Genomic DNA, 20,207 nt, shown 5'->3' with positions numbered 1-20,207 from the left:
TAGTTTTCCTTTAACATATTAACAAAAGAAAAACGATTTTGTCCTTGACAAAATCGTTTTTCAACAGTCTGGAAATAACCCTCTCAAAGAGGGTTATTTGGCATGCTTAAAAACATGTGGTTTTTCTTCGGCTAATGATCACAAACATGGTGTATGGATACATCGATGCTTAACCACTAAACTTGAGGGGTATGGTTAATCACCTCCTCCTGCTCGATTTAAAGTGAAAAAAATGTGAAATGTATTGACTGTCTTTTTTTTTTTACAATATATACGTATTATGTAATATAAAAGATGGTGAGGGGGATGATTTTTTTGAATGTAGTGGATGCAACAACAAAGTTGCTAGTCGGTAAAATAATGACGGATGGTGTTGCTTACGGGGCTGGTTATAAAGTATGTAAAAAGTCAGGAATGAGTGAAGCGACATCTCATAAGTGTGGAGCTGCGGCTGTGATCGTGACAGAAATAGCGAACAATATGTATTCAGTAGATGATAAAGTTATTGGAGGGGTAAAAAAAGGCACGAATGCGGTTATTCAGTACGTCAAAAATGAAATACAACGAATTAGCGAAGCCGGAAAGAAGGCGACATCCATGATGAATGGTCAGCGCAGATAAAATAAAAAGGTAAGTGTTGCTCTATGTTACACATTGATAAAGTGAAAATGTCGTTAATTTCACCATATGCTGTAATTATATTGAATGAAGAGTACGAGCTTGAAATAACAAAAGACTTGATTATCGCTGTATTTTTCCAACATCATAAATATAGCTTAATACAGTTTCCGTATGCGTATAAAGTATATTTAGACTTCTTTAAAGAGATTGATTGCTTGCGTAAATTAGATTTTGTCGTTATTAGTGTTATTGACTATAGTGGGAATGAGTATTACAAACAAAAAATTACTATCGATCATTCAAATTCTGTTTTAGATTATACGAAGCGACTCTCACTAAAGCATAAACTATTAAAAAGGTGAATTGTCAATGAGCTTTAGCTTTTTCATTTTTCTTATTTTCGCTCTCATCTTTGGAAGAATGATAGATTACTTTATCGAAACGTATGTGGATATAACAATTGTACAAAGTGCCATTAGAATTTTTATCGTTGTCTTTGGATTTGTTTTTTTGCATAAAATAGAAAAACGCTACGGCTTTTCTAAGAAAAAGATAAAAATGAAAATATGGCTCCCAAGTCTGATCGGTGCATTATGTTTAGCGGTCTTTTTATACGAAATCGGCATATTGCTAGGAAAGTAAACAGGTGCCTTTATGCGCCTGTTTTTTCTTTTTATAGTAATGATAAAATTTTTCGCACGATTCGTAATTTATGGTAAAATAAATGTAGCTTCGTTGTTGAAAAAGGGGTGTATCGTTTGTGAGAATTATTTCTTGTCATGGATATGAATTGCAAAAAGCACAGCCGAATACGTCGGAGGATTTTTTTAACCGTTCGGAAGTAACGTTTGTTGACGATGATGGAACGGAGCGGACGTTGCATGTGTTATATGTTCGATATTTCGATGAGCGTTTTTCACAATGGACGCCGTATGAACAAGATCCTGTATTTCAAGCAAGTGGGAAAGACGTATATTTTAAAGATATTGTCGCGCTCGTTTGTTTGCTCGTCGATCCATCACTTCGGACGCGAAAACGTGTATATATAAGTGAGGAAGAAGAGCTTCGTCGCTATTTTTCATCGATCGACTTTGCGAAATTGCCCGAAGTATTTGAGTCGCTTGCAAAACAACAAGCGTACGATGTGAAATCACCGCTTTTATTTATTGCGCAACCGTAAAGGAGGATACTATGGGTAACACTGTTGTTCTTAACCAAACAAAGCAAGTCGAGCAGCTGCTAAGTGGCATCGTAGAACAAATTACTCGTTATTTAAACGAAACGACGATTGAGCAAATGCAAGAAGAATGCGCAGGAGACCGCCATTATTATGAAGGGGTGCTTGCGGACTTACGCCGTTTAGCTGTATATGGTGAAGAAGGGATTGACGCATGTCGCATTGTCCTTCAAGAAGAACCGTTTCGGAAAGCCGCAGCAGAACAGGCGTTATATAAAATTTATCATTCATGTGTGGCGGAATTTTTTACGCCAAAGCGCGATTTATGGTATGAAGATAGCCGCTCAGCGTATACAGGGAGACATTCGATTAAATTGCGTCAACCTGCTCCTCCATCGTTACAACAATTGCTTCATGCGATTGAGGCTGATTTTCAAACGATGCGGGAAGAACTCGAATTTTATGAAACAGACTACCGAACAAAAATGATTCAATCGCAATAAGAAGCTGCGTGTGTCAGCTTCTTTTTTTGTTGCATATGATGCCGAAGGAGGTGGAGTATGCAACAATATATTCATAACGTGCAAGCGTGGCTTGAGCGTGTAAAGCCATTTGTAGAGGAAGAGGCGCTTGAGCGATTAAACATGGAGCTTGAACGTGGAGATGTCGCGCGCATTCATAAACAAGTGACAAACATATATGAACAAATACAACGGAAGCGCGTACCGATCGGAGGACATATGTTACCTAAACTACCGTATGCGTACAATGCATTAGAGCCGTATATCGCTGAAGAAATTATGCGTTTGCATCATGAAAAACATCATCAAAGCTACGTCGACGGATTGAACCGCGCGGAGAAAATGATGCAACAAGCGCGTGAGAAGAATGATTATGCGTTATTAAAACATTGGGAGCGCGAAGCTGCGTTTCATGGATCGGGGCATTATTTACACACAATGTTTTGGAACAATATGAAACCGCGTGGCGGTGGGCGTCCGGCTGGGGAGTTACTTCGACAAATCGAGCGCGATTTTGGCAGCTTCGAAGCGTTTCAACGACATTTTACGGAAGCGGCGAAGCAAGTGGAAGGAAGCGGATGGGCGCTTCTCGTTTGGTCACCGTTTGCAGGGAGGTTAGAAATTTTACAGGCGGAAAAACATCAAAACGGCACACAATGGACGACTGTTCCGATCCTTGTGTTAGATGTGTGGGAGCATGCATATTATTTGCAATATAAAAACGATCGCGCAACGTACGTTCAACAATGGTGGAACGTTGTCAATTGGGATGATGTCGCGCGACGATTTGTAAAAGCAAAAGACCGCGTCATGTAGCGGTCTTTTTGTCATACATCATGTACTTATGCATACACTTGTACAAAACGGACAAAGGGATGAGGGTGTATGCGACGGCAATGGTTTGTATGGGTGATCGTGCTTTGTTTTTTTTGTTCGCTTTTTCCGAATGAAGCGAAGGCGATGTCGGTGAGTGCCAAAAGCGCGATTTTAATGGAACAGACGACAGGACGGGTACTATTTGAAAAAGATGCGCATACAAAGCGGCGCATTGCGAGCATTACAAAAATTATGACCGCCATTTTAGCGATTGAATCAGGAAAATGGGAAGAGATTGTGACAGTAAGTGAACGGGCGGTTCGGACAGAAGGATCTTCGATTTATTTAAAACCAGGCGAAAAAATTGCGCTCAAACATTTAGTATATGGATTGATGCTTCGTTCTGGAAACGATGCGGCGGTGGCGATCGCTGAGCATGTTGGCGGTAGCGTCGAAGGCTTCGTTTTTTTAATGAACAAAAAGGCTGCAGAAATCGGCATGACAAATACGGAATTTGCGAATCCTCACGGGTTAGATGATGCAGAAAATCATTATTCCACCGCATATGACATGGCGCTACTGATGCGATATGCGATGCAAAATGAACAATTTCGTGAAGTATCGGGAACGAAATTGTATCGTGCGCCAAATCCGACAGAAGATTGGGACCGCGTTTGGCGTAATAAAAATAAACTGTTGACGCATTTGTATGAATATTGTACAGGGGGGAAAACAGGATATACGAAGAGAGCAAAGCGAACATTAGTGACAACCGCATCAAAAGGTGGTCTTGACCTCATTGCAGTGACGATTAATGCAGGCGATGATTGGAACGACCATATTACGATGTATGAATATGGATTTGCGCACTACGAACTAGTGACCGTAAAAGCCGATGAAATCGTAGGACAGATCGAAAACCCATTTTATAATAACCACCTATTTGTTGCACGTGATTTTATATATCCAGTTACAAAAAAAGAAGAGGTGCTTATTCGTTTAGAACGAAAATTACTTCGCCCGCAAGAACGATGGAAAGAAACAGGGGTGCCAGCGATTGTTGGAAAGGCTGAACTGTATATCGGAAACAAAAAGGTCGATGAAACGCCTATTTTTTATAAACAGCAAAAGAAAAGACGTTCTTTTTTTGACTGGTTGTTAGGGGTGTGGTGAGATGGTTAATGTCATTTGGGTGGCGCTTTTGCTTATCGGACTTCTGTTTGCGGGAATAAACGGAACGATGAAAGATGTGAACGAAGCGATGTTTCAAGGGGCGAAAGAGGCGGTGACAATTAGCATTGGTTTAATTAGCGTCCTCGTTTTTTGGCTCGGTTTAATGAAAATTGCTGAACGGTCTGGGCTACTTTCGTTTTTTGCCCATTTGTTCCGCCCAATTGCAAAAAAAATTTTCCCGGAAGTGCCGCCTGACCATCCTGCGCTTGGGTATATATTATCAAATATGGTGGCAAACATGTTCGGGTTAGGGAATGCTGCGACCCCACTTGGCATTAAAGCGATGGAGCAATTAAAGCAACTAAACGGTCAAACAGATGAACCGAGCCGTTCGATGATTACGTTTGTCGCTTTAAATACCGCAAGCGTTACGCTTATTCCCACAACGGTCATATCAATTCGCATGACATATCAATCAGCTTCACCTGGAGAAATTATTGGCACGACATTTGTCGCTTCCCTTATTGCCACGATATCAGCGATTATGATTGACCGCGCGTTTTACATACGGAGGCGGAAAAAAGGAGGACTGTGATGCACGTTATTCAATTTTTATCGCTTTGGCTTATTCCTATTTTAATCGCTTGTATCTTGTTGCATGGAACGTACAAGCGTGTGCCGACGTATGAGGCGTTTGTTGAAGGGGGAAAAGAGGGAATTCAAATCGCTTTTTCTCTCATTCCGTATTTAGTTGGTATGCTCGTTGCTGTCTCCGTTTTTCGCGCTTCCGGTGCGCTTGATTTTTTTATTTCATATATAAAACCGTTCATCGTCCCGCTCGGACTGCCGTCTGAAGTCGTTCCGCTTGCGATCATCCGTCCGATTTCAGGAACGGCATCGCTCGGCATTGTGACGGACTTAATCGCAACATACGGACCAGATTCATTTATCGGGCGGTTAGCCTCCACGATCCAAGGAAGTACAGAAACGACGTTATATGTACTTACTGTCTACTTCGGTGCGGTCGGCATTCGCAAAATGGGTGATGCTCTAAAAGTTGGCTTGCTTGCCGATCTCGTTAGCTTTATCGTATCATTTCTTATTGTGTTATGGATGTTTGGAAAATGAAGCGGTCGATATGATCGCTTTTTCTTATTTTTGAACTCCTGTACTGAATGTGGTAAAACTATATAGTGAGGTGAATGAAATGGAACGATTACAAAAAGTAATTGCTCATGCCGGTGTGGCATCGCGAAGAAAGGCAGAGCAATTAATCGTCGAAGGAAAAGTGAAAGTAAATGGAAAAGTCGTAACAGAACTTGGGGTAAAAGTAAGCCCACAAGATCGCATTGAAGTAGACGGCATTCCCCTTGAGCGCGAAGAGCCGGTATATTATTTGTTGTACAAGCCACGTGGCGTCATTTCGAGCGTAAAAGATGAAAAGGGCAGAAAAGTAGTGACCGACTTTTTCAAACATGTCAACAAACGCATTTATCCGATCGGACGGCTAGATTACGATACGTCGGGGTTATTGTTGTTAACAAACGATGGTGAGTTTGCAAATTTATTAATGCATCCGCGTTATGAAATTGAAAAAGTGTATATCGCAAAAGTAAAAGGAATACCTGCACGCGAAAAAATAAAACAGCTGGAAAAAGGAGTAGCGTTAGAAGACGGTATGACGGCGCCAGCGAAAGCGAAAGTGTTATCGATCGATAAACGAAAACAAACAGCGATTGTTGAACTGCACATTCATGAAGGACGCAATCGTCAAGTGCGTCGCATGTTTGAAGCCATCGGTCATCCTGTATTGAAATTAAAACGAGAACGCTACGCTTTTTTAGATTTAAAAGGGCTCAATCCTGGAGACTATCGCGAGCTATCACCGCATGAAGTGAAACAATTGCGCACGTTAGCGCTAGCTGGTTCGCCTTTTCCATCATAATTTTGTCACAATTTGTTCAAATCATTTTCATTATTTGTATAGTAGTAACTTGTATAATGAGGTTGATGAAAACGGTTTATAGGAGAGTTGGCGATGAAAGAAAAGCGATTTTGGCTTCGAACGATCATTTTAGTCATGATGCTTGTAGCTATTGGCTATACGATTTATTCCAATGTATTTGTTGACAAAAAGGCGATCCAAGTTGGTGATTCAGCGCCGGATTTCGTACTAACGGATTTAAACGGCAACAAAGTTCAACTATCTGATTACCGAGGAAAAGGTGTGTTTTTAAATTTTTGGGGAACTTGGTGTAAACCGTGTGAAAAAGAAATGCCATACATTAATAGACAATACGACGTATATAAAAATGAGGGAGTAGAAGTGATTGCGGTCAATGTTGGTGAGGCGAAAGTGACGGTACAAACATTCGTTGATCGCTTTCAGCTTACGTTCCCAATTGTGATTGATCAACAAGATCAAGTGATGAATGCATACGATATTAATCCATTGCCAACGACATTTTTAATCGACAAAGATGGAAAAATTGTAGATATCATCACAGGAACGATGACGGAAGAAGATGTAAAAAAACATATGGAGCGAATTAAGCCGTAAGGGGTTTTCAACATGGAACAAGTAAAATGTGAATGCGGACATGTTAATCCGATCGGAACGGTGCTTTGTGAAGCGTGTGGCAAGCCGCTTGAAGAAGTGCCAACGTTATTAGATATGCGCTATGAAGGGAGCGCACGCCGTTCGCAAACGTACAACAAAACGATCATCGATAAAATTTGGAACTTTTTTTCATCTGTCAAAGTTGGGGTTTGGCTCATTGTAATTACGCTAATTGCCTCCGCGATTGGCACGATTTATCCGCAACAAATGTATATTCCGCCAACGGTATCTCCAGCTGAATATTATGAACAACAATACGGTTGGCTCGGAAAATGGTATTATGCGCTCGGCTTCCATGACTTGTATAGTTCATGGTGGTATATGCTGCTTATTGCACTCATTGGTGTATCGCTTGTCATTTGTAGTTTAGACCGTGTCGTGCCACTGTATCGTGCGTTAAACAATCAACGGGTGACGCGCAATGAACAATTTTTGCAACGCCAACGGCTATTTAGTCGCTCACAAGTAACGAATTATGAAGAGGCATTGCCAAGCGTCATGGACAAGCTAACAAAACGAGGGTATCGTATTCGTGAAGAAAACGGAAACATTTTAGCAGAAAAAGGGCGTTTTTCCCGTTGGGGACCGTATGTGAATCACATAGGACTTATCATTTTTCTCATCGGTGCGATGCTTCGCTTCGTTCCGGGCATGTATGTCGATGAAAATATGTGGATTCGCGAAGGAGAAATAAAAGAAATTCCGGGAACGAACGGAAAATATTTTTTAGAAAATAAAAAGTTTATTTTTGAAGTGTATGAGAAAGGAAAAGAGAAAGAAGCGTTTCAAGCGGCGATTGATCGCGTCGGTAACGGAATGATGGCGAAAAACTATCAAACGGACGTCGTATTGTACGAGCGTATCGGTCCTGTCATTTCGGGCGAAGAGCCGAAGCTTAAAAAAATAAAAAGTTTTTCGATTCGTGTCAACGAACCGTTAAAACATGATCATTACGCGTTATATCAAGTTGATTTTAAGCTAGATGAATTAAAAAGCATGTCGTTTCATTTGACAGATAAACAAACGAACAAATCGTTTGGCACGATTACGATTGATTTAATTCAACCTGAAAAAGAATATGATCTTGGTAATGGGTATAAAGTTCAACTATTAAGCTATTTTCCAGATTTTTATTTTGATGAAAACGGCAATCCAAATACGCGTTCGAAAGTACCGAACAATCCAGCGTTCGTATTTAAAATGTTTGCCCCAGATCGTCCAAAAGGGGAAGTGAGCTTTACTGCCATTCGTCAAACGATTGAACCGCTCGGCGACAACAAGTATAAAATGGCGTTTGCAGGAATTGAAACACGAAACGTATCAGCATTAACGGTGCGGCGCGATTTTACACTTTGGATTTTAGGCGTTGGTGGCGCGATTTTTATGATCGGCCTTATTCAAGGAATGTATTGGAACCACCGTCGCGTATGGATTCGCCGAATGAATGAAGAAGTGCTTATTGCTGCGCATACGAATAAAAACTGGTTTGGACTGAAAAAAGAGCTTGAAAGCATATTTCATGATACACCGTTTGTCATGCCGATCGATCAAACGGACAAGCGGTCATAAGGGGGAAACATCGTGGTTCAACTAAGTAGTACGTTACTATATATAGCATTTGTTCTTTATTTAATTGCGACACTTTTCTTTGGTGGCGCGATTCGTGTCAAAAAGAAAGAGGGACTTGATCGTTGGGCAACGCTTGGTATCGTTGTGACGATCATCGGATTTGTTGCCCAGCTCGGTTATTTTATTACGCGCTGGATCGCCGCTGGTCATGCGCCTGTCAGCAATTTGTTTGAATTTACAACATTTTTCGGCATGATGCTTGTCGGTGCGTTTATCGTCATTTATTTTATTTACAGAACAAGCTTACTCGGTTTATTTACTTTACCGATTGCTATTTTAGTCATCGCTTACGCAAGCATGTTTCCACGGGAAATTTCTCCGCTCATTCCAGCTTTACAAAGCGATTGGTTGCATATTCATGTGACGACAGCAGCAGCTGGGGAAGCCATTTTAGCGATTAGCTTTGCCGCGGGACTCATTTATTTAATTCGCGTTGTTGATCAATCAAAGCCGAGCAAGCGGACATTTTGGCTTGAATTCGTATTATTTTTCTTAATTAGTACGCTTGGTTTTGTTATCGTGACCACATCGTTTCGCGTGGCGGGCTATGAAGCAACGTTTGAATGGATCGATAAAAACGGAAAGCAAGATGAAATGGTATACCATATGCCTGCGCTTGTCGGTCCGCATGAAGGTGTGTTAAAAACGGATGGGCGCATGACACCGCTTGTTGACACACCGGCTATCATTAATGCGCGCAAGTTAAATACGGTCATTTGGTCTTTATTTTCTGGTCTTGCGTTATATGGCTTGCTTCGTCTTGTTTTACGCAAGCGTATCGCAGCCGCATTACAACCACTTGTGAAAAACGTCAATTTAGATTTAGTTGATGAAATCGGCTATCGTTCCGTAGCGATCGGTTTCCCAGTGTTTACGCTCGGTGCGCTTATTTTTGCAATGATTTGGGCGCAAATTGCATGGACGCGTTTTTGGGGATGGGATCCGAAAGAAGTATGGGCACTTATTACATGGTTGTTTTATGCGGCGTTTTTACATTTGCGTTTATCGAAAGGATGGCATGGTGAACGTTCCGCATGGCTTGCGGTCATCGGTTTTGCGATCATTATGTTTAACTTAGTAGCTGTTAACTTAGTCATTGCTGGCTTACATTCATATGCTGGATCTTAAAAACGCCTTCATTGCGAAGGCGCTTTTCTTATGAGAAGTAGAAAAAAGTTTGGCGGTTTTGTACAATAGTGATTGAGGAGGTATGACATCATGGAGAAGGAAGTTAAAATTTTAGTTGTTGATGATGAAGAACGAATTCGCCGTTTGCTTCGCATGTATTTAGAACGTGAGCAATACGTCATTGATGAGGCGGAAAATGGTGAGGAGGCGCTAGCGTTAGCGCTTGAAAATGATTATGACTTGATTTTGCTTGACTTGATGTTACCAGGAAAAGATGGCATTGAAGTATGTAAACAATTGCGTGAGAAAAAAGCGACGCCAGTCATTATGTTGACGGCCAAAGGAGAAGAAGCGAACCGCGTGCAAGGATTTGAAGCAGGAACGGACGATTATATCGTCAAGCCGTTCAGTCCACGTGAAGTCGTGCTTCGTGTGAAAGCGTTGCTTCGTCGCACAGCCAACTCTCCATATGTACCGACGGATACGACTGCGAGGGATGTGCTTGTTTTTCCACACTTAACGATTGATCATGATGCACATCGTGTGACAGCGGATGGACATGAAGTCAGTTTAACTCCGAAAGAGTATGAGCTGCTTCACTTTTTAGCGAAATCGCCAGATAAAGTGTTTGATCGCGAGCAGTTGTTAAAAGAAGTGTGGCATTATGAATTTTTTGGCGACTTGCGCACGGTTGATACGCACGTGAAGCGGTTGCGTGAAAAACTAAATAAAGTGTCGCCAGCTGCAGCGAAAATGATCGTCACCGTTTGGGGTGTCGGGTATAAATTTGAGGTCGTGAATGAATGATGGCGCTATGGCGTAGTGTCGTTGGTAAGCTATGGCTGACGATTTTGTTGCTCGTTGCTTTTGTTCTTTTTATTTTAACGGTTTTGTTACTCGGTTTTTTTGAAAAATATTATTTAGAAAAGACAGGAGATCAGCTGACCCAACAAGCAATGAAAGTGGCGCGTGTCGTGGCAGAACATGATGAACAATTTGCACGCTCGATTGCGTGGACGATGGTTGATGACGTATCGAAGCTCATGATTATTATCGACGATCGCCATTATTGGTATTCGCCGAATGAGAAGCTTGCCGACTTGCCGCTTTCATTTGTACAACAAGATCAACAGTTATCGCGCGTTTTTGATGGAAAAAAGGTAGTGAAACGAACATTAATGCCAAATCAAACGATGCGAAACAATGAATATAACGAGCTGTTTATTGTCGGTGTCCCGCTTCATATATCTGATGGAAACGGTGCTGTATTCGTGTATCAATCGTTGAAAGCGGTGGAAGAAACGACAAAACAAACGACGAAATTTATTTTTCTTGCAGCATTTATTGCGATTGTTTTAACGACGGTATTCGCCTTTTTCTTGTCCACACGCATTACAGCTCCGCTCCGAAAAATGAGACAAGTGGCATTTGAAATTGCCCGTGGAAAGTTTGACTCAAAAGTGCCGATTGTTACTCATGATGAAATCGGGGAACTGGCAATGGCATTTAATCAAATGGGACGGCAACTGCAATTTCACATTAATGCGTTAAACCAAGAAAAAGAGCAATTGGCAAGCATTTTAAGCAGCATGGCGGATGGCGTCATTACGCTCAATCGAAATGGCGAAGTGCTTATTACAAACCCACCTGCCGACCGATTTTTACAAGCATGGTACTACGAACAAGGGCAGCGCGACGATTTATTACCCCTTCCTCCGCAAGTAAATGAATTGTTCAAAAAAGCGGTAACGGAAGAAAAGGAACAAGCTGCCGAAATCGCTTTACAAGGTCGCAATTGGGTCATTGTCATGACGCCGCTATACAATGGTAAAGTTATTCGTGGAGCTGTTGCGGTGCTTCGTGACATGACGGAAGAACGACGGCTCGATAAGTTACGCAAAGATTTTATCGCCAATGTTTCTCATGAATTACGTACGCCGATTGCCATGTTACAAGGATATAGTGAAGCGATCGTCGATGATATTGCGGCAACAGATGAAGAGAAAAAAGAGCTAGCAAAAGTCATTTATGATGAATCGTTGCGCATGGGTCGTCTCGTTAATGATTTGCTTGATTTAGCGCGCATGGAAGCGGGTCATTTAACGCTTCATCACGAACAAGTACCGCTCAAACCATATATAGAGCGCATTATTCATAAGTTTCAAGCGTTAGCGAAAGAAAAAGGCGTTCGTTTATTTGTAGATATGAACGATGAACGTATCGTTTCGTTTGATCCTGATCGCATTGAACAAGTGTTGACGAACTTAATTGATAACGCTCTTCGTCACACAGGTGAAGGCGGAGAAGTGCGCGTCATTGTCGATGGGGATGAAGAAAGAGTACGCATTTCTGTACAAGATTCTGGTTCGGGCATTCCAGAAGAAGACTTACCGTTTGTGTTTGAACGTTTTTATAAAGCGGATAAAGCACGTACGCGCGGCCGATCGGGTACAGGATTAGGTCTTGCGATTGCGAAAAACATCGTCGAAGCGCATAAAGGAACAATTACTGTTCATAGCAAACTCGGAGAAGGGACGACATTTACATTTACATTGCCATTAAAATAGAAAAAACTTGTTGCTATTAACGATATTTTTCGCTATGATAGAAACGTAAAAATTGTTCGACAATTACATATGTCCGTTGCAAAAAGGTGTCGAACGGGCAACCTAGTAGACTTAATAGGGAATCTGGTGCAAGTCCAGAACTGTCCCCGCAACTGTAAATGCTGACGAAATGAAACGTGCCACTGTACAATTTGTACGGGAAGGCTTCAAAGTAGGATGACGCATAAGTCAGTAGACCTGCCTTTTTGCTTCGTCATTCGCGTCTTCGGGGAGTGAGACGACGAAACGACAAGAGGAGTAATTATCTTTTGTTGTTTCCAGCTCATTCCGTTTGGGGTGAGCTTTTTATTTTTATACATAAAAAAGGGGGAAAAATGATGAAATGGAAACATTACGTATGGCTTCTTGCGCTTTTGTTGACGCTCGGATTAGCGGCATGCAACAATAACGCAGAGCCAGCAAAAGAGACGAAGCAAGAAGCGAAAACGGAACAAGCCGCATTTCCAGTCACCATAAAAGATGCGGTTGGTGATGTCACGATTGAAAAAGAACCGAAAAAAATTGTTTCGCTTATTCCGAGTAATACAGAAATTGCGTACGCATTAGGACTTGGTGACAAAATTGTTGGTGTCAGCGACTTTGATAACTATCCAGAAGATGTGAAAAACAAAGAAAAAATTGGTGGTATGGAGTTTAATGTAGAAAAAATTATTTCGCTTCAACCAGACGTTGTGCTTGCGCATGCATCGAGTGCTCATAACTCTGAAGAAGGATTAAAGCAATTAAAAGATGCAGGCATTACAGTTGTTGTTGTACCAAACGCAACGTCGCTCAACGACGTATATGCATCGATTGAACTCATCGGAAAAGCGACAGGAAAAGTGAAAGAAGCGACAGATGTTGTACAACAAATGAAACAAAAAATTGATGCCATCGCTGAAAAGGCGAAAGAAGTGAAAGAAGAAGCGACCGTTTGGGTAGAAGTTTCTCCTGCTCCAGAAATTTATACAGCTGGAAAAGGAACTTTTATGGATGAGATGTTAACGATCATTCATGCGAAAAACGCAGCCGGCGACCAAGAAGGATGGCCGATGTTTACTGAAGAAGATGCGGTGGCGTTAAATCCAGACGTCATTATTACGACGTACGGTTACTATACACCGAACGCTGTCGAGCAAGTGCTCGCTCGCCCAGCTTGGAAAGAAGTTCCTGCAATTAAAAATAAACGCGTATACGATGTTAATTCCGATTTAGTTTCTCGTCCAGGACCACGTTTAGCTGAAGGGGTCGAAGAAATTGCCAAAGTCGTTTATCCAGACATTTTTAAATAACTATATGACTGCATCCATCATTGCGATCGTTGCACTATTATTAGGGATATCGATTGGATCACAATCGATTCCCTTTTCTTCTATATGGGACACGTTGTCGCATCATTTGTTTCATACACCGATGGACGTTCCCGCCACCATTTCGCAAATTATTATTGCGATTCGTATGCCGAGAGTGGTGCTCGCCTTTTTGATTGGGGCGTCTTTAGCACTTGCTGGTGTAGCGTTCCAAGGGCTTTTAAAAAACGTTTTAGCTGATCCGTATACGATTGGAGTATCATCTGGCGCTGCTGTCGGAGCGGTACTCGTCTTCTTTTTTCAACTTCATTTGTCGTTTCTCGGACGCTTTACGTTACCTATCGTGAGCATTATGTGTGCGCTCGTGACATTATTGTTTGTTTTATTATTTGCTCGACTTGCAGAACGCAATATGGGAATTGAAACGATCGTTTTAATCGGCATTATCATGAATGCGTTTTTCGGCTCGGTTATTTCACTTATGGTTGCCCTTAGTGGTGAGGAATTGCGTCAAGTCATTAGCTGGCTCATGGGAAGCGTCGCGATGCGCGGTTGGTCATATGTTTCTTTATTTGTACCGTTTTTTATCATCGGTTCTCTCGGCTTATTTACACATATTCGCGAGTTAAACGCTTTTTCATTTGGCGAGCGAACAGCAGCAAACATTGGCGTACATGTGTTGCGAAAAAAGTTATGGATTTTACTTAGCGCTTCCTTGCTTACAGGCGCAGCGGTAGCTGTATCGGGCACGATCGGCTTTGTTGGGCTTGTCATTCCGCATATGACGCGTTTGATTTGTGGGGCAAATCACCGGAAATTATTGCCACTTTCTTTTTTGTACGGTGGCACGTTTTTAGTGTTAGCAGATGTTGTGGCACGAACGATTGTTTCACCGAGGGAATTGCCGATCGGAGTCATTACATCGTTCATCGGGGCTCCGTTATTTGCCATATTGTTATTTAAAAGTTTAAAACGGAAGACGGGATCAGTATGATTGATGTCAAACACATTTCCTATCAATATGGAGAAAAACAAGTATTACAAAACGTTTCGTTTACTGTTTATGAAGGAGAGTTTTTCGGTATTTTAGGTCCGAACGGGTCAGGAAAAACAACGTTAATGAAACTGTTAAGCCGAGATCTTTCTTTACAAAAGGGAGCCATTTTTATTTGTGGGCAGCATATTGAAACGTATAAACCGAAACAATATGCCAAACTTGTTGCGGCGTTGCCACAACATACAGATGTTTCATTTGGATATACAGTGAAAGAGATGGTGGAACTTGGACGATATCCTTATCAGTCATCTCTCTTTCCGCAATGGACAGAGGAAGACGAACAAGTGGTCAACGAGGCACTTCATTGTGTGACGTTAGCACATAAACAGCATGTCTTATTAGAACAATTAAGCGGGGGAGAACGTCAGCGAGCAGCGCTTGCACGCGCGCTTGCGCAACAACCGCGCGTGTTGTTGTTAGATGAACCGACGAACCATATGGATGTGGCTCAGCAGTTTAAGTTGTTGAATTTATTAAAACAGTCGAAACTGACGGTCATTGCTATTTTTCATGATATAAACATCGCATCGCTCTATTGCGATCGTCTTCTTTTTTTGCGAGATGGAAAGGTAGTGGCGTGTGGCACACCGAAAGAGTTGTTGAATGAATCGATGATTGCATCTGTGTTTGAGACGAAGATGAAGCGTTACGAACACCCGGTATTGCCAAAACCGCTTGTGACGTTTGTTCCATTTTCAGAACAACAAATTGATGACGTGTTATGGAACGTGAGGCAGGACGAAAAGCTGCTTGTCGTTGAAACGATAAAACCTTTTAAAGTGATTTCATCGGCTCTTGTTGGCGGCGGTATGCGTTGGGCAACAACGTTTGTGAATCGGCACGTTTCGCTTGATTATTATTGTGATGATGCTGAACGAGAGATGATTCAATTTTTGCGCCAAAGAGGATTTGATGAGCAATGGACCGTAGGAATGATGACAGCGGTCGATGTAAACGATGTCGCATTTGCATCTGTTCATGAAGATGTTCGTCTTTTTGTTGCAGTAACTGCTGGGGTGGGGAATGCCGTTGATAGTGCAAATGCGTGGCGTCGTACAGATACGGTTATTTCTCCTGGAACGATTAATACGTTTGTTTTCATTGATGGCCATTTGTCAGAAGCTGCATTTGTGCAAGCGCTAATGACTGTAACAGAAGCAAAAGCAAAGGCGTTGTATGATAAACAAGTCGTCGATCCACAAACGAATACAATCGCTACAGGCACGTCAACTGATTGTACGGCCATCGCTGCGTCCCAACAAGGAACATATTATGAATACGCAGGAACAATTACAACGATTGGTAAACAGCTAGCTCGTCTCGTATATGAAGCGACGCAAACAGCCATTGATCGTTATCGAAAACGAAAGGGTGAAAGTTGATGACGCATATATGGGCGGTATGGTTGGCACTTTTGCTCGATCGTCTACTCGCCGATCCCCGCCGCTTCCATCCGGTTTGTTGGATTGGACAAATGATTGCGTATATGGATCGTCGTTTCAATAAAGGAAGATGGCGAAAAGGAAAAGGAGTGTTCACCCTTTTTGTCGTCTGTACGTTCACATTTGTAATAAGTTACGCATTGATTGCAAGCGCATATCGACTTTCTCTTATAGTGGGGGTTTTCGTTGAAGCGATTATCATTTTTACTTCGATTGCGCCAACATCATTAGCAAAAGCCGCATACGATGTACTTGATCCGCTAAAAAGAGGCAACATCGATGAAGCGAGAAAAAACGTGGCGATGATCGTTGGACGTGACACAGAGAAGTTACAAGAAGATGGAATTGTGCGTGCATGTGTGGAAACGGTAGCGGAAAATACGAGCGATGGAGTAACGGCGCCCCTTTTTTATGCTTTTCTTGGTGGGGGAGCGTTAGCCATGTTGTATCGCGCCGTGAATACGTGCGATTCGATGCTCGGCTATAAGAACGAACGATATGCTCAATTTGGCTGGGCGTCCGCTCGTTTCGATGATGTGCTTAATTACGTTCCTGCCCGAATGACAGCGCTTGCTATGCTCTTTGTCCATCGTGCCAACAGACGAGCATGGAAACTATTATTTCGTGATGCACGCAATCATCCGAGCCCAAATAGCGGATGGTGCGAAGCGGCGATGGCGGCGTTATTAGATGTTCAGCTCGGGGGAGTGAATACATATCAAGGAGTTGTATCTGTTCGTCCGACAATTGGCGATGCGTCCGTTCCGCTCACGTCTATGCATATCAAACAAGCTGTGGCGGTGATGAAACGAACGACCATTGCATTTACGATAGGGGGGAGTTTGCTTGCGCTTACCTGCACATGGGGCTAATCCGCAACGGTTATACGAAGCGATGCAGATGGAAGCCCCGCGTTCATATATTGATTTTAGCGTCAATGTAAATCCGCTTCAGCACGAACATGTGACAATAGAACAACAGTGGTTGCGTTGGATGAGTGAATATCCAGAAGAGCGAAGTGAGACGCTTCGTACGATTATTGCTGAACGAGAACATGTCATGCCGTCAAACGTCTTTGTTGGAAATGGTGCTGCTGAGTGCATTTATTTGCTTGCTGAACAATTTGCAGGAAAACATATTGGTATCATTGAGCCAACGTTTTCAGAATATCGTCAGGCATGTGAAGCTTACGGTTGTACCGTTCATTCGTTTATGTTAGATGAACATTGGCAACCACCGCTAGACCAAATGGTTGCGAACTTGCCGTCTTTACACGCGCTATTTGTTTGTCATCCGAACAATCCGACCGGTACCGTATGGTCAGAAGAAACGATGCATACGTTGTTAAATGCGGCGCATGATGAAGGAGTATATGTTGTCGTTGACGAAGCATTTTATGACTTCTGGATTGACGGTTATTCCGTTTCTTCTTTTTTACGCACGTTTGACCGCTTAATTGTGTTGCGGTCGTTAACGAAAATGTATCGACTGGCAGGTGTACGGCTCGGCTATGTGCTCGCACACGAACACGTCGTAAAAAAGTTAATGAAAAAACAGCCACCGTGGAGCGTCAATACGATTGCTCAACAAATAGCGAAACAATTATTAAAAGACGATGCATTTGTGGAGCGAACGAAAGTGTACATTGCATCGGAGCGAAAACGAGTATTTGAACAATTGAATGAACTTGGCTACAAATATTCACCGTCTGTCGTCAATTTTTATATGTTATACGATGAAACGATCACGCTTTTTCCTTTTCTTTTACAACATGGTATTGTCGCACGGCATACGTTTAATTTTCGAGGACTGGACGGAAAATATGTCCGTTTTGCGGTTCGAACGAAAGAGGAAAACGATCACCTCCTCTTTTATTTAAGAAGGTGGAAGCAATGATTGTATTTATTAGCGGAGGGGTGCGTAGCGGAAAGTCTTCATTCGCAGAACGATGCGCGAAAATGATCGCCGAACCGACTGATTCCCTTCATTATATTGCCACAGCGCTGCGGACAGATGAAGAAATGGAAGCGCGCATTGCTCACCACCAAGCACAACGGAAACATGACGGCTGGCAAACGTGGGAACAACCGTATGATCTCGATTGTATCATGCCGATGTTTGGGGGGCGTGATGTTGTTTTACTTGATTGTTTAACAAACTTATGGGCTAATGAGCTGTTTCGCGATTATATATGGGATGTGAAGGAAAAAGTACCACGCATCGTGCAACAAATTAAGCAATTAGGGAACAAAGCAAAAGGGCTTGTGATTGTAAGTAACGAAATATTTTATGACGGTATACCAAACGAACGAGGAACGTATACGTATATGCACGGTCTTGGTTTATTGCATCAACAGATTGTTGCGTGTAGTGATGTAGCCATTTTGATGCGTTACGGTTTGCCGATTGTGAAGAAAGGAAGATGGCCATGTGGCACGGAGTGGTCTTAGCGATACAGTTTTTAACGATCATCCCCATTCGTATGCAAGTGGATTGGAATGAACGAACAGCGCGTGTGGCTGTCCTTTCGTTTCCTTTCGTCGGTGCAATCATCGGACTTTTTCTTGTTGCCATACATGTGGTACTGTCCGATCACATTTCTTCGCTTGTTTTGTCGTTTTTATTATTATTTTCCTCTATCTTTCTTTCAGGAGGATTGCACGCGGACGGATGGATGGATTGTAGCGATGCATATTTTTCGTATCGTGATCGACAGCGACGTCTCGATATTATGAGCGACTCTCGTGTCGGAGCATTTGCGGTGTTATCCATTTTATTTTTGCTCGGTTTTCGTTTCATTTTTATGTTTGAAACGGTTTCTCACATGTCGTTGTTTTCCCTTTTTTGTATTCCGTTATTTTCTCGCTTTGGAATGACGTTGCTTTTATTGACAACACCACTTGCGAAACAAACCGGGATGGCGGTAGCCTTCCGCCAACATGTCGATCATCGGTATGCGCCATTTCTCGTTGTATACGGCCTGATTGCTTTGTTATCGTTTGAAACGATCGTATTATTCTTATCATTAATGTTGTATTATGTTGTCGCGCGCGTGTTTGCGATAAAGCAGTTTGGTGGGATGACAGGAGATGTGCTAGGTGCGTTTATTGAAGGGAGTGAAACATGTTTGTGGCTCGTCATTTGGCTATTACATATATTCGCCATTTTGTAACGAAAGAAAACGAGGAGAAACAATATATCGGTTGGACGAATGTACCTATTGTAAAGCAACCGCGTGTGTCGCATCAGCTTGAAGCGGATATTGTCATGACAAGCGACTTGCTCCGTTGTCGGCAAACAGCGTATGTTTTGTTTCCGAATCACGTCATTGAATGTTCCTATCGTTGGCGTGAACTCCATTTTGGCGATTTTGAAGGAAAAACGTATGAGCAATTGCAAGCAGTTGAAGCGTATCGCCATTGGCTCGATGATCCGGTTCGTTATGCACCTCCGAACGGAGAGACGTTGACCGAGTTTGAGACACGTGTGGAACAAGCGATTGATGATGTTGTTTATCGGTCGGTATCGCATGTTGTTGTTGTGACGCACGGTGGAGTGATTCGTTATATATTATCAAAGTACGCGCCAGACGTACGCCCGTTTTGGAAATGGCATGTCCCATTTGGTGAAGGAGTGACGCTTTATAATACGAGAGAACGTTGGAGGGAGAGAAAGCGATGCATTTCGTTAGCGGCGGTGCTTTTCAAGGAAAGCGAAAATGGGTAAACGCATATTATGCATTAACGCATACACCACATGTTTGGCATTGTGCGTATGAAAAGGCACTCCCACTTCCAAACGAATATAAAACTGTACCTGTCGTCGTCCTTGAAGGAATTGAACAATGGATTCGCGAATATTTTCTTCCTTATACAACACGTGAAAAAGAAAAAATCCTGTCGTATATGAATGCATGGGAGCGATGGGAAAAAGAGAAAGAACGGACGGTCGTTTGGATTGGCTGCGATATGAATCAAGGGATCGTACCAATCGATGCACATGAACGAGCGTGGCGAGATGCAGTTGGTTGGACGTATCAACAACTTGCGCACATATGTAGTCGTGTAGATTATGTATGGTGCGGCATAAATGAACAAATAAAATAGG

Annotated in this window: 24 protein-coding genes and 1 riboswitch; all 24 genes read left to right on the top strand. The window is 42.4% G+C overall.

From position 1 onward, the window contains the following. Positions 1 to 315: 315 nt before the first annotated feature. The 24 genes from LD028_RS03405 (at position 316) to LD028_RS03290 (ending at position 20,206) form a co-directional block, all read left to right on the top strand. Complete coding sequence (locus LD028_RS03405) at positions 316 to 621, top strand: hypothetical protein (RefSeq protein ID WP_141653489.1); 306 nt, start codon at positions 316 to 318, stop codon at positions 619 to 621. Between the two features lie 23 nt (positions 622 to 644). Beyond that, complete coding sequence (locus LD028_RS03400) at positions 645 to 983, top strand: hypothetical protein (RefSeq protein ID WP_006318244.1); 339 nt, start codon at positions 645 to 647, stop codon at positions 981 to 983. A gap of 7 nt (positions 984 to 990) precedes the next feature. Next, positions 991 to 1,263 carry a hypothetical protein gene (locus tag LD028_RS03395; RefSeq protein WP_006318245.1) on the top strand — a complete coding sequence of 91 codons (273 nt, stop codon included), beginning with the start codon at positions 991 to 993 and terminating at the stop codon, positions 1,261 to 1,263. Positions 1,264 to 1,381: 118 nt separating this feature from the next. Beyond that, positions 1,382 to 1,801, top strand: a complete 420-nt coding sequence (locus LD028_RS03390; RefSeq protein ID WP_237810946.1) for a hypothetical protein — start codon at positions 1,382 to 1,384, stop codon at positions 1,799 to 1,801. Between the two features lie 11 nt (positions 1,802 to 1,812). After that, entirely contained in the window at positions 1,813 to 2,301 is a 489-nt protein-coding gene (locus tag LD028_RS03385; RefSeq protein WP_237810945.1) for a YpuI family protein, read from the top strand. A gap of 57 nt (positions 2,302 to 2,358) precedes the next feature. Then, a complete protein-coding gene (locus tag LD028_RS03380; protein ID WP_237810944.1) occupies positions 2,359 to 3,135 on the top strand; it encodes a superoxide dismutase in 777 nt (258 codons plus the stop codon). Between the two features lie 69 nt (positions 3,136 to 3,204). After that, on the top strand, positions 3,205 to 4,308 hold the full coding sequence (locus LD028_RS03375) for a D-alanyl-D-alanine carboxypeptidase family protein (protein WP_237810942.1): 1,104 nt from the start codon (positions 3,205 to 3,207) through the stop codon (positions 4,306 to 4,308). Between the two features lies 1 nt (position 4,309). Further along, positions 4,310 to 4,903 carry a nucleoside recognition domain-containing protein gene (locus LD028_RS03370; RefSeq protein WP_237810941.1) on the top strand — a complete coding sequence of 198 codons (594 nt, stop codon included), beginning with the start codon at positions 4,310 to 4,312 and terminating at the stop codon, positions 4,901 to 4,903. Beyond that, positions 4,903 to 5,436 (top strand): spore maturation protein, encoded by a 534-nt coding sequence (locus LD028_RS03365; protein ID WP_006318252.1) that lies wholly within the window; start codon positions 4,903 to 4,905, stop codon positions 5,434 to 5,436. Before LD028_RS03370 ends, LD028_RS03365 begins: the two co-directional genes overlap by 1 nt. Before the next feature lie 79 nt (positions 5,437 to 5,515). Further along, on the top strand, positions 5,516 to 6,253 hold the full coding sequence (rluB, locus tag LD028_RS03360; RefSeq protein WP_237810940.1) for a 23S rRNA pseudouridine(2605) synthase RluB: 738 nt from the start codon (positions 5,516 to 5,518) through the stop codon (positions 6,251 to 6,253). Between the two features lie 93 nt (positions 6,254 to 6,346). Then, positions 6,347 to 6,868 (top strand): thiol-disulfide oxidoreductase ResA, encoded by a 522-nt coding sequence (resA, locus tag LD028_RS03355; RefSeq protein ID WP_237810939.1) that lies wholly within the window; start codon positions 6,347 to 6,349, stop codon positions 6,866 to 6,868. A 12-nt stretch (positions 6,869 to 6,880) separates the two neighbouring features. Continuing rightward, positions 6,881 to 8,497: a cytochrome c biogenesis protein ResB gene (resB, locus tag LD028_RS03350; protein WP_237810938.1), complete on the top strand. Its 1,617-nt coding sequence runs from the start codon at positions 6,881 to 6,883 to the stop codon at positions 8,495 to 8,497. A 12-nt stretch (positions 8,498 to 8,509) separates the two neighbouring features. Then, complete coding sequence (ccsB, locus tag LD028_RS03345; protein ID WP_237810937.1) at positions 8,510 to 9,685, top strand: c-type cytochrome biogenesis protein CcsB; 1,176 nt, start codon at positions 8,510 to 8,512, stop codon at positions 9,683 to 9,685. Positions 9,686 to 9,775: 90 nt separating this feature from the next. Next, entirely contained in the window at positions 9,776 to 10,492 is a 717-nt protein-coding gene (locus tag LD028_RS03340; RefSeq protein WP_041638194.1) for a response regulator transcription factor, read from the top strand. Then, positions 10,489 to 12,252, top strand: a complete 1,764-nt coding sequence (locus tag LD028_RS03335; RefSeq protein WP_275125030.1) for an ATP-binding protein — start codon at positions 10,489 to 10,491, stop codon at positions 12,250 to 12,252. Before LD028_RS03340 ends, LD028_RS03335 begins: the two co-directional genes overlap by 4 nt. A gap of 67 nt (positions 12,253 to 12,319) precedes the next feature. Further along, a riboswitch (cobalamin riboswitch) is annotated at positions 12,320 to 12,511 on the top strand. Positions 12,512 to 12,626: 115 nt separating this feature from the next. Continuing rightward, positions 12,627 to 13,583: an ABC transporter substrate-binding protein gene (locus LD028_RS03330; protein WP_077428938.1), complete on the top strand. Its 957-nt coding sequence runs from the start codon at positions 12,627 to 12,629 to the stop codon at positions 13,581 to 13,583. Beyond that, positions 13,549 to 14,595, top strand: coding sequence for a FecCD family ABC transporter permease (locus LD028_RS03325; RefSeq protein ID WP_237810936.1), 1,047 nt, complete (start codon positions 13,549 to 13,551; stop codon positions 14,593 to 14,595). The genes LD028_RS03330 and LD028_RS03325 overlap by 35 nt, the downstream gene beginning before the upstream one ends. After that, a complete protein-coding gene (locus tag LD028_RS03320) occupies positions 14,592 to 16,040 on the top strand; it encodes an adenosylcobinamide amidohydrolase (protein ID WP_237810935.1) in 1,449 nt (482 codons plus the stop codon). Before LD028_RS03325 ends, LD028_RS03320 begins: the two co-directional genes overlap by 4 nt. Further along, positions 16,040 to 16,972 carry an adenosylcobinamide-phosphate synthase CbiB gene (gene cbiB, locus LD028_RS03315; RefSeq protein WP_171700300.1) on the top strand — a complete coding sequence of 311 codons (933 nt, stop codon included), beginning with the start codon at positions 16,040 to 16,042 and terminating at the stop codon, positions 16,970 to 16,972. The genes LD028_RS03320 and cbiB overlap by 1 nt, the downstream gene beginning before the upstream one ends. Continuing rightward, a complete protein-coding gene (gene cobD / locus LD028_RS03310; protein WP_077428649.1) occupies positions 16,947 to 17,996 on the top strand; it encodes a threonine-phosphate decarboxylase CobD in 1,050 nt (349 codons plus the stop codon). The genes cbiB and cobD overlap by 26 nt, the downstream gene beginning before the upstream one ends. Continuing rightward, on the top strand, positions 17,993 to 18,550 hold the full coding sequence (locus LD028_RS03305) for a bifunctional adenosylcobinamide kinase/adenosylcobinamide-phosphate guanylyltransferase (RefSeq protein ID WP_237810934.1): 558 nt from the start codon (positions 17,993 to 17,995) through the stop codon (positions 18,548 to 18,550). The genes cobD and LD028_RS03305 overlap by 4 nt, the downstream gene beginning before the upstream one ends. Beyond that, positions 18,523 to 19,272: an adenosylcobinamide-GDP ribazoletransferase gene (locus tag LD028_RS03300; RefSeq protein WP_237810933.1), complete on the top strand. Its 750-nt coding sequence runs from the start codon at positions 18,523 to 18,525 to the stop codon at positions 19,270 to 19,272. Before LD028_RS03305 ends, LD028_RS03300 begins: the two co-directional genes overlap by 28 nt. Next, positions 19,230 to 19,826, top strand: coding sequence for a histidine phosphatase family protein (locus LD028_RS03295; protein ID WP_237810950.1), 597 nt, complete (start codon positions 19,230 to 19,232; stop codon positions 19,824 to 19,826). Before LD028_RS03300 ends, LD028_RS03295 begins: the two co-directional genes overlap by 43 nt. Next, positions 19,778 to 20,206: a bifunctional adenosylcobinamide kinase/adenosylcobinamide-phosphate guanylyltransferase gene (locus LD028_RS03290; RefSeq protein ID WP_237810932.1), complete on the top strand. Its 429-nt coding sequence runs from the start codon at positions 19,778 to 19,780 to the stop codon at positions 20,204 to 20,206. The genes LD028_RS03295 and LD028_RS03290 overlap by 49 nt, the downstream gene beginning before the upstream one ends. Position 20,207: the final 1 nt, after the last annotated feature.

This window comes from Anoxybacillus sp. LAT27, from assembly GCF_022030075.1.
Classification (GTDB): Bacteria; Bacillota; Bacilli; order Bacillales; family Anoxybacillaceae; genus Anoxybacillus; species Anoxybacillus kestanbolensis.
This window is presented reverse-complemented; position numbering and strand designations above follow the sequence as displayed.

Coding starts and splice junctions, on each gene's coding strand:
- rluB (WP_237810940.1), top strand. CDS start 5,516: ATGGAACGATTACAAAAAGTAATTGCTCATGCCGGTGTGGCATCGCGA.
- LD028_RS03340 (WP_041638194.1), top strand. CDS start 9,776: ATGGAGAAGGAAGTTAAAATTTTAGTTGTTGATGATGAAGAACGAATT.
- LD028_RS03300 (WP_237810933.1), top strand. CDS start 18,523: ATGGCCATGTGGCACGGAGTGGTCTTAGCGATACAGTTTTTAACGATC.
- resB (WP_237810938.1), top strand. CDS start 6,881: ATGGAACAAGTAAAATGTGAATGCGGACATGTTAATCCGATCGGAACG.
- LD028_RS03380 (WP_237810944.1), top strand. CDS start 2,359: ATGCAACAATATATTCATAACGTGCAAGCGTGGCTTGAGCGTGTAAAG.
- LD028_RS03305 (WP_237810934.1), top strand. CDS start 17,993: ATGATTGTATTTATTAGCGGAGGGGTGCGTAGCGGAAAGTCTTCATTC.
- LD028_RS03365 (WP_006318252.1), top strand. CDS start 4,903: ATGCACGTTATTCAATTTTTATCGCTTTGGCTTATTCCTATTTTAATC.
- LD028_RS03330 (WP_077428938.1), top strand. CDS start 12,627: ATGATGAAATGGAAACATTACGTATGGCTTCTTGCGCTTTTGTTGACG.
- LD028_RS03370 (WP_237810941.1), top strand. CDS start 4,310: ATGGTTAATGTCATTTGGGTGGCGCTTTTGCTTATCGGACTTCTGTTT.
- LD028_RS03375 (WP_237810942.1), top strand. CDS start 3,205: ATGCGACGGCAATGGTTTGTATGGGTGATCGTGCTTTGTTTTTTTTGT.
- LD028_RS03385 (WP_237810945.1), top strand. CDS start 1,813: ATGGGTAACACTGTTGTTCTTAACCAAACAAAGCAAGTCGAGCAGCTG.
- LD028_RS03320 (WP_237810935.1), top strand. CDS start 14,592: ATGATTGATGTCAAACACATTTCCTATCAATATGGAGAAAAACAAGTA.
- LD028_RS03290 (WP_237810932.1), top strand. CDS start 19,778: ATGCATTTCGTTAGCGGCGGTGCTTTTCAAGGAAAGCGAAAATGGGTA.
- LD028_RS03400 (WP_006318244.1), top strand. CDS start 645: ATGTTACACATTGATAAAGTGAAAATGTCGTTAATTTCACCATATGCT.
- LD028_RS03335 (WP_275125030.1), top strand. CDS start 10,489: ATGATGGCGCTATGGCGTAGTGTCGTTGGTAAGCTATGGCTGACGATT.
- cbiB (WP_171700300.1), top strand. CDS start 16,040: ATGACGCATATATGGGCGGTATGGTTGGCACTTTTGCTCGATCGTCTA.
- LD028_RS03395 (WP_006318245.1), top strand. CDS start 991: ATGAGCTTTAGCTTTTTCATTTTTCTTATTTTCGCTCTCATCTTTGGA.
- resA (WP_237810939.1), top strand. CDS start 6,347: ATGAAAGAAAAGCGATTTTGGCTTCGAACGATCATTTTAGTCATGATG.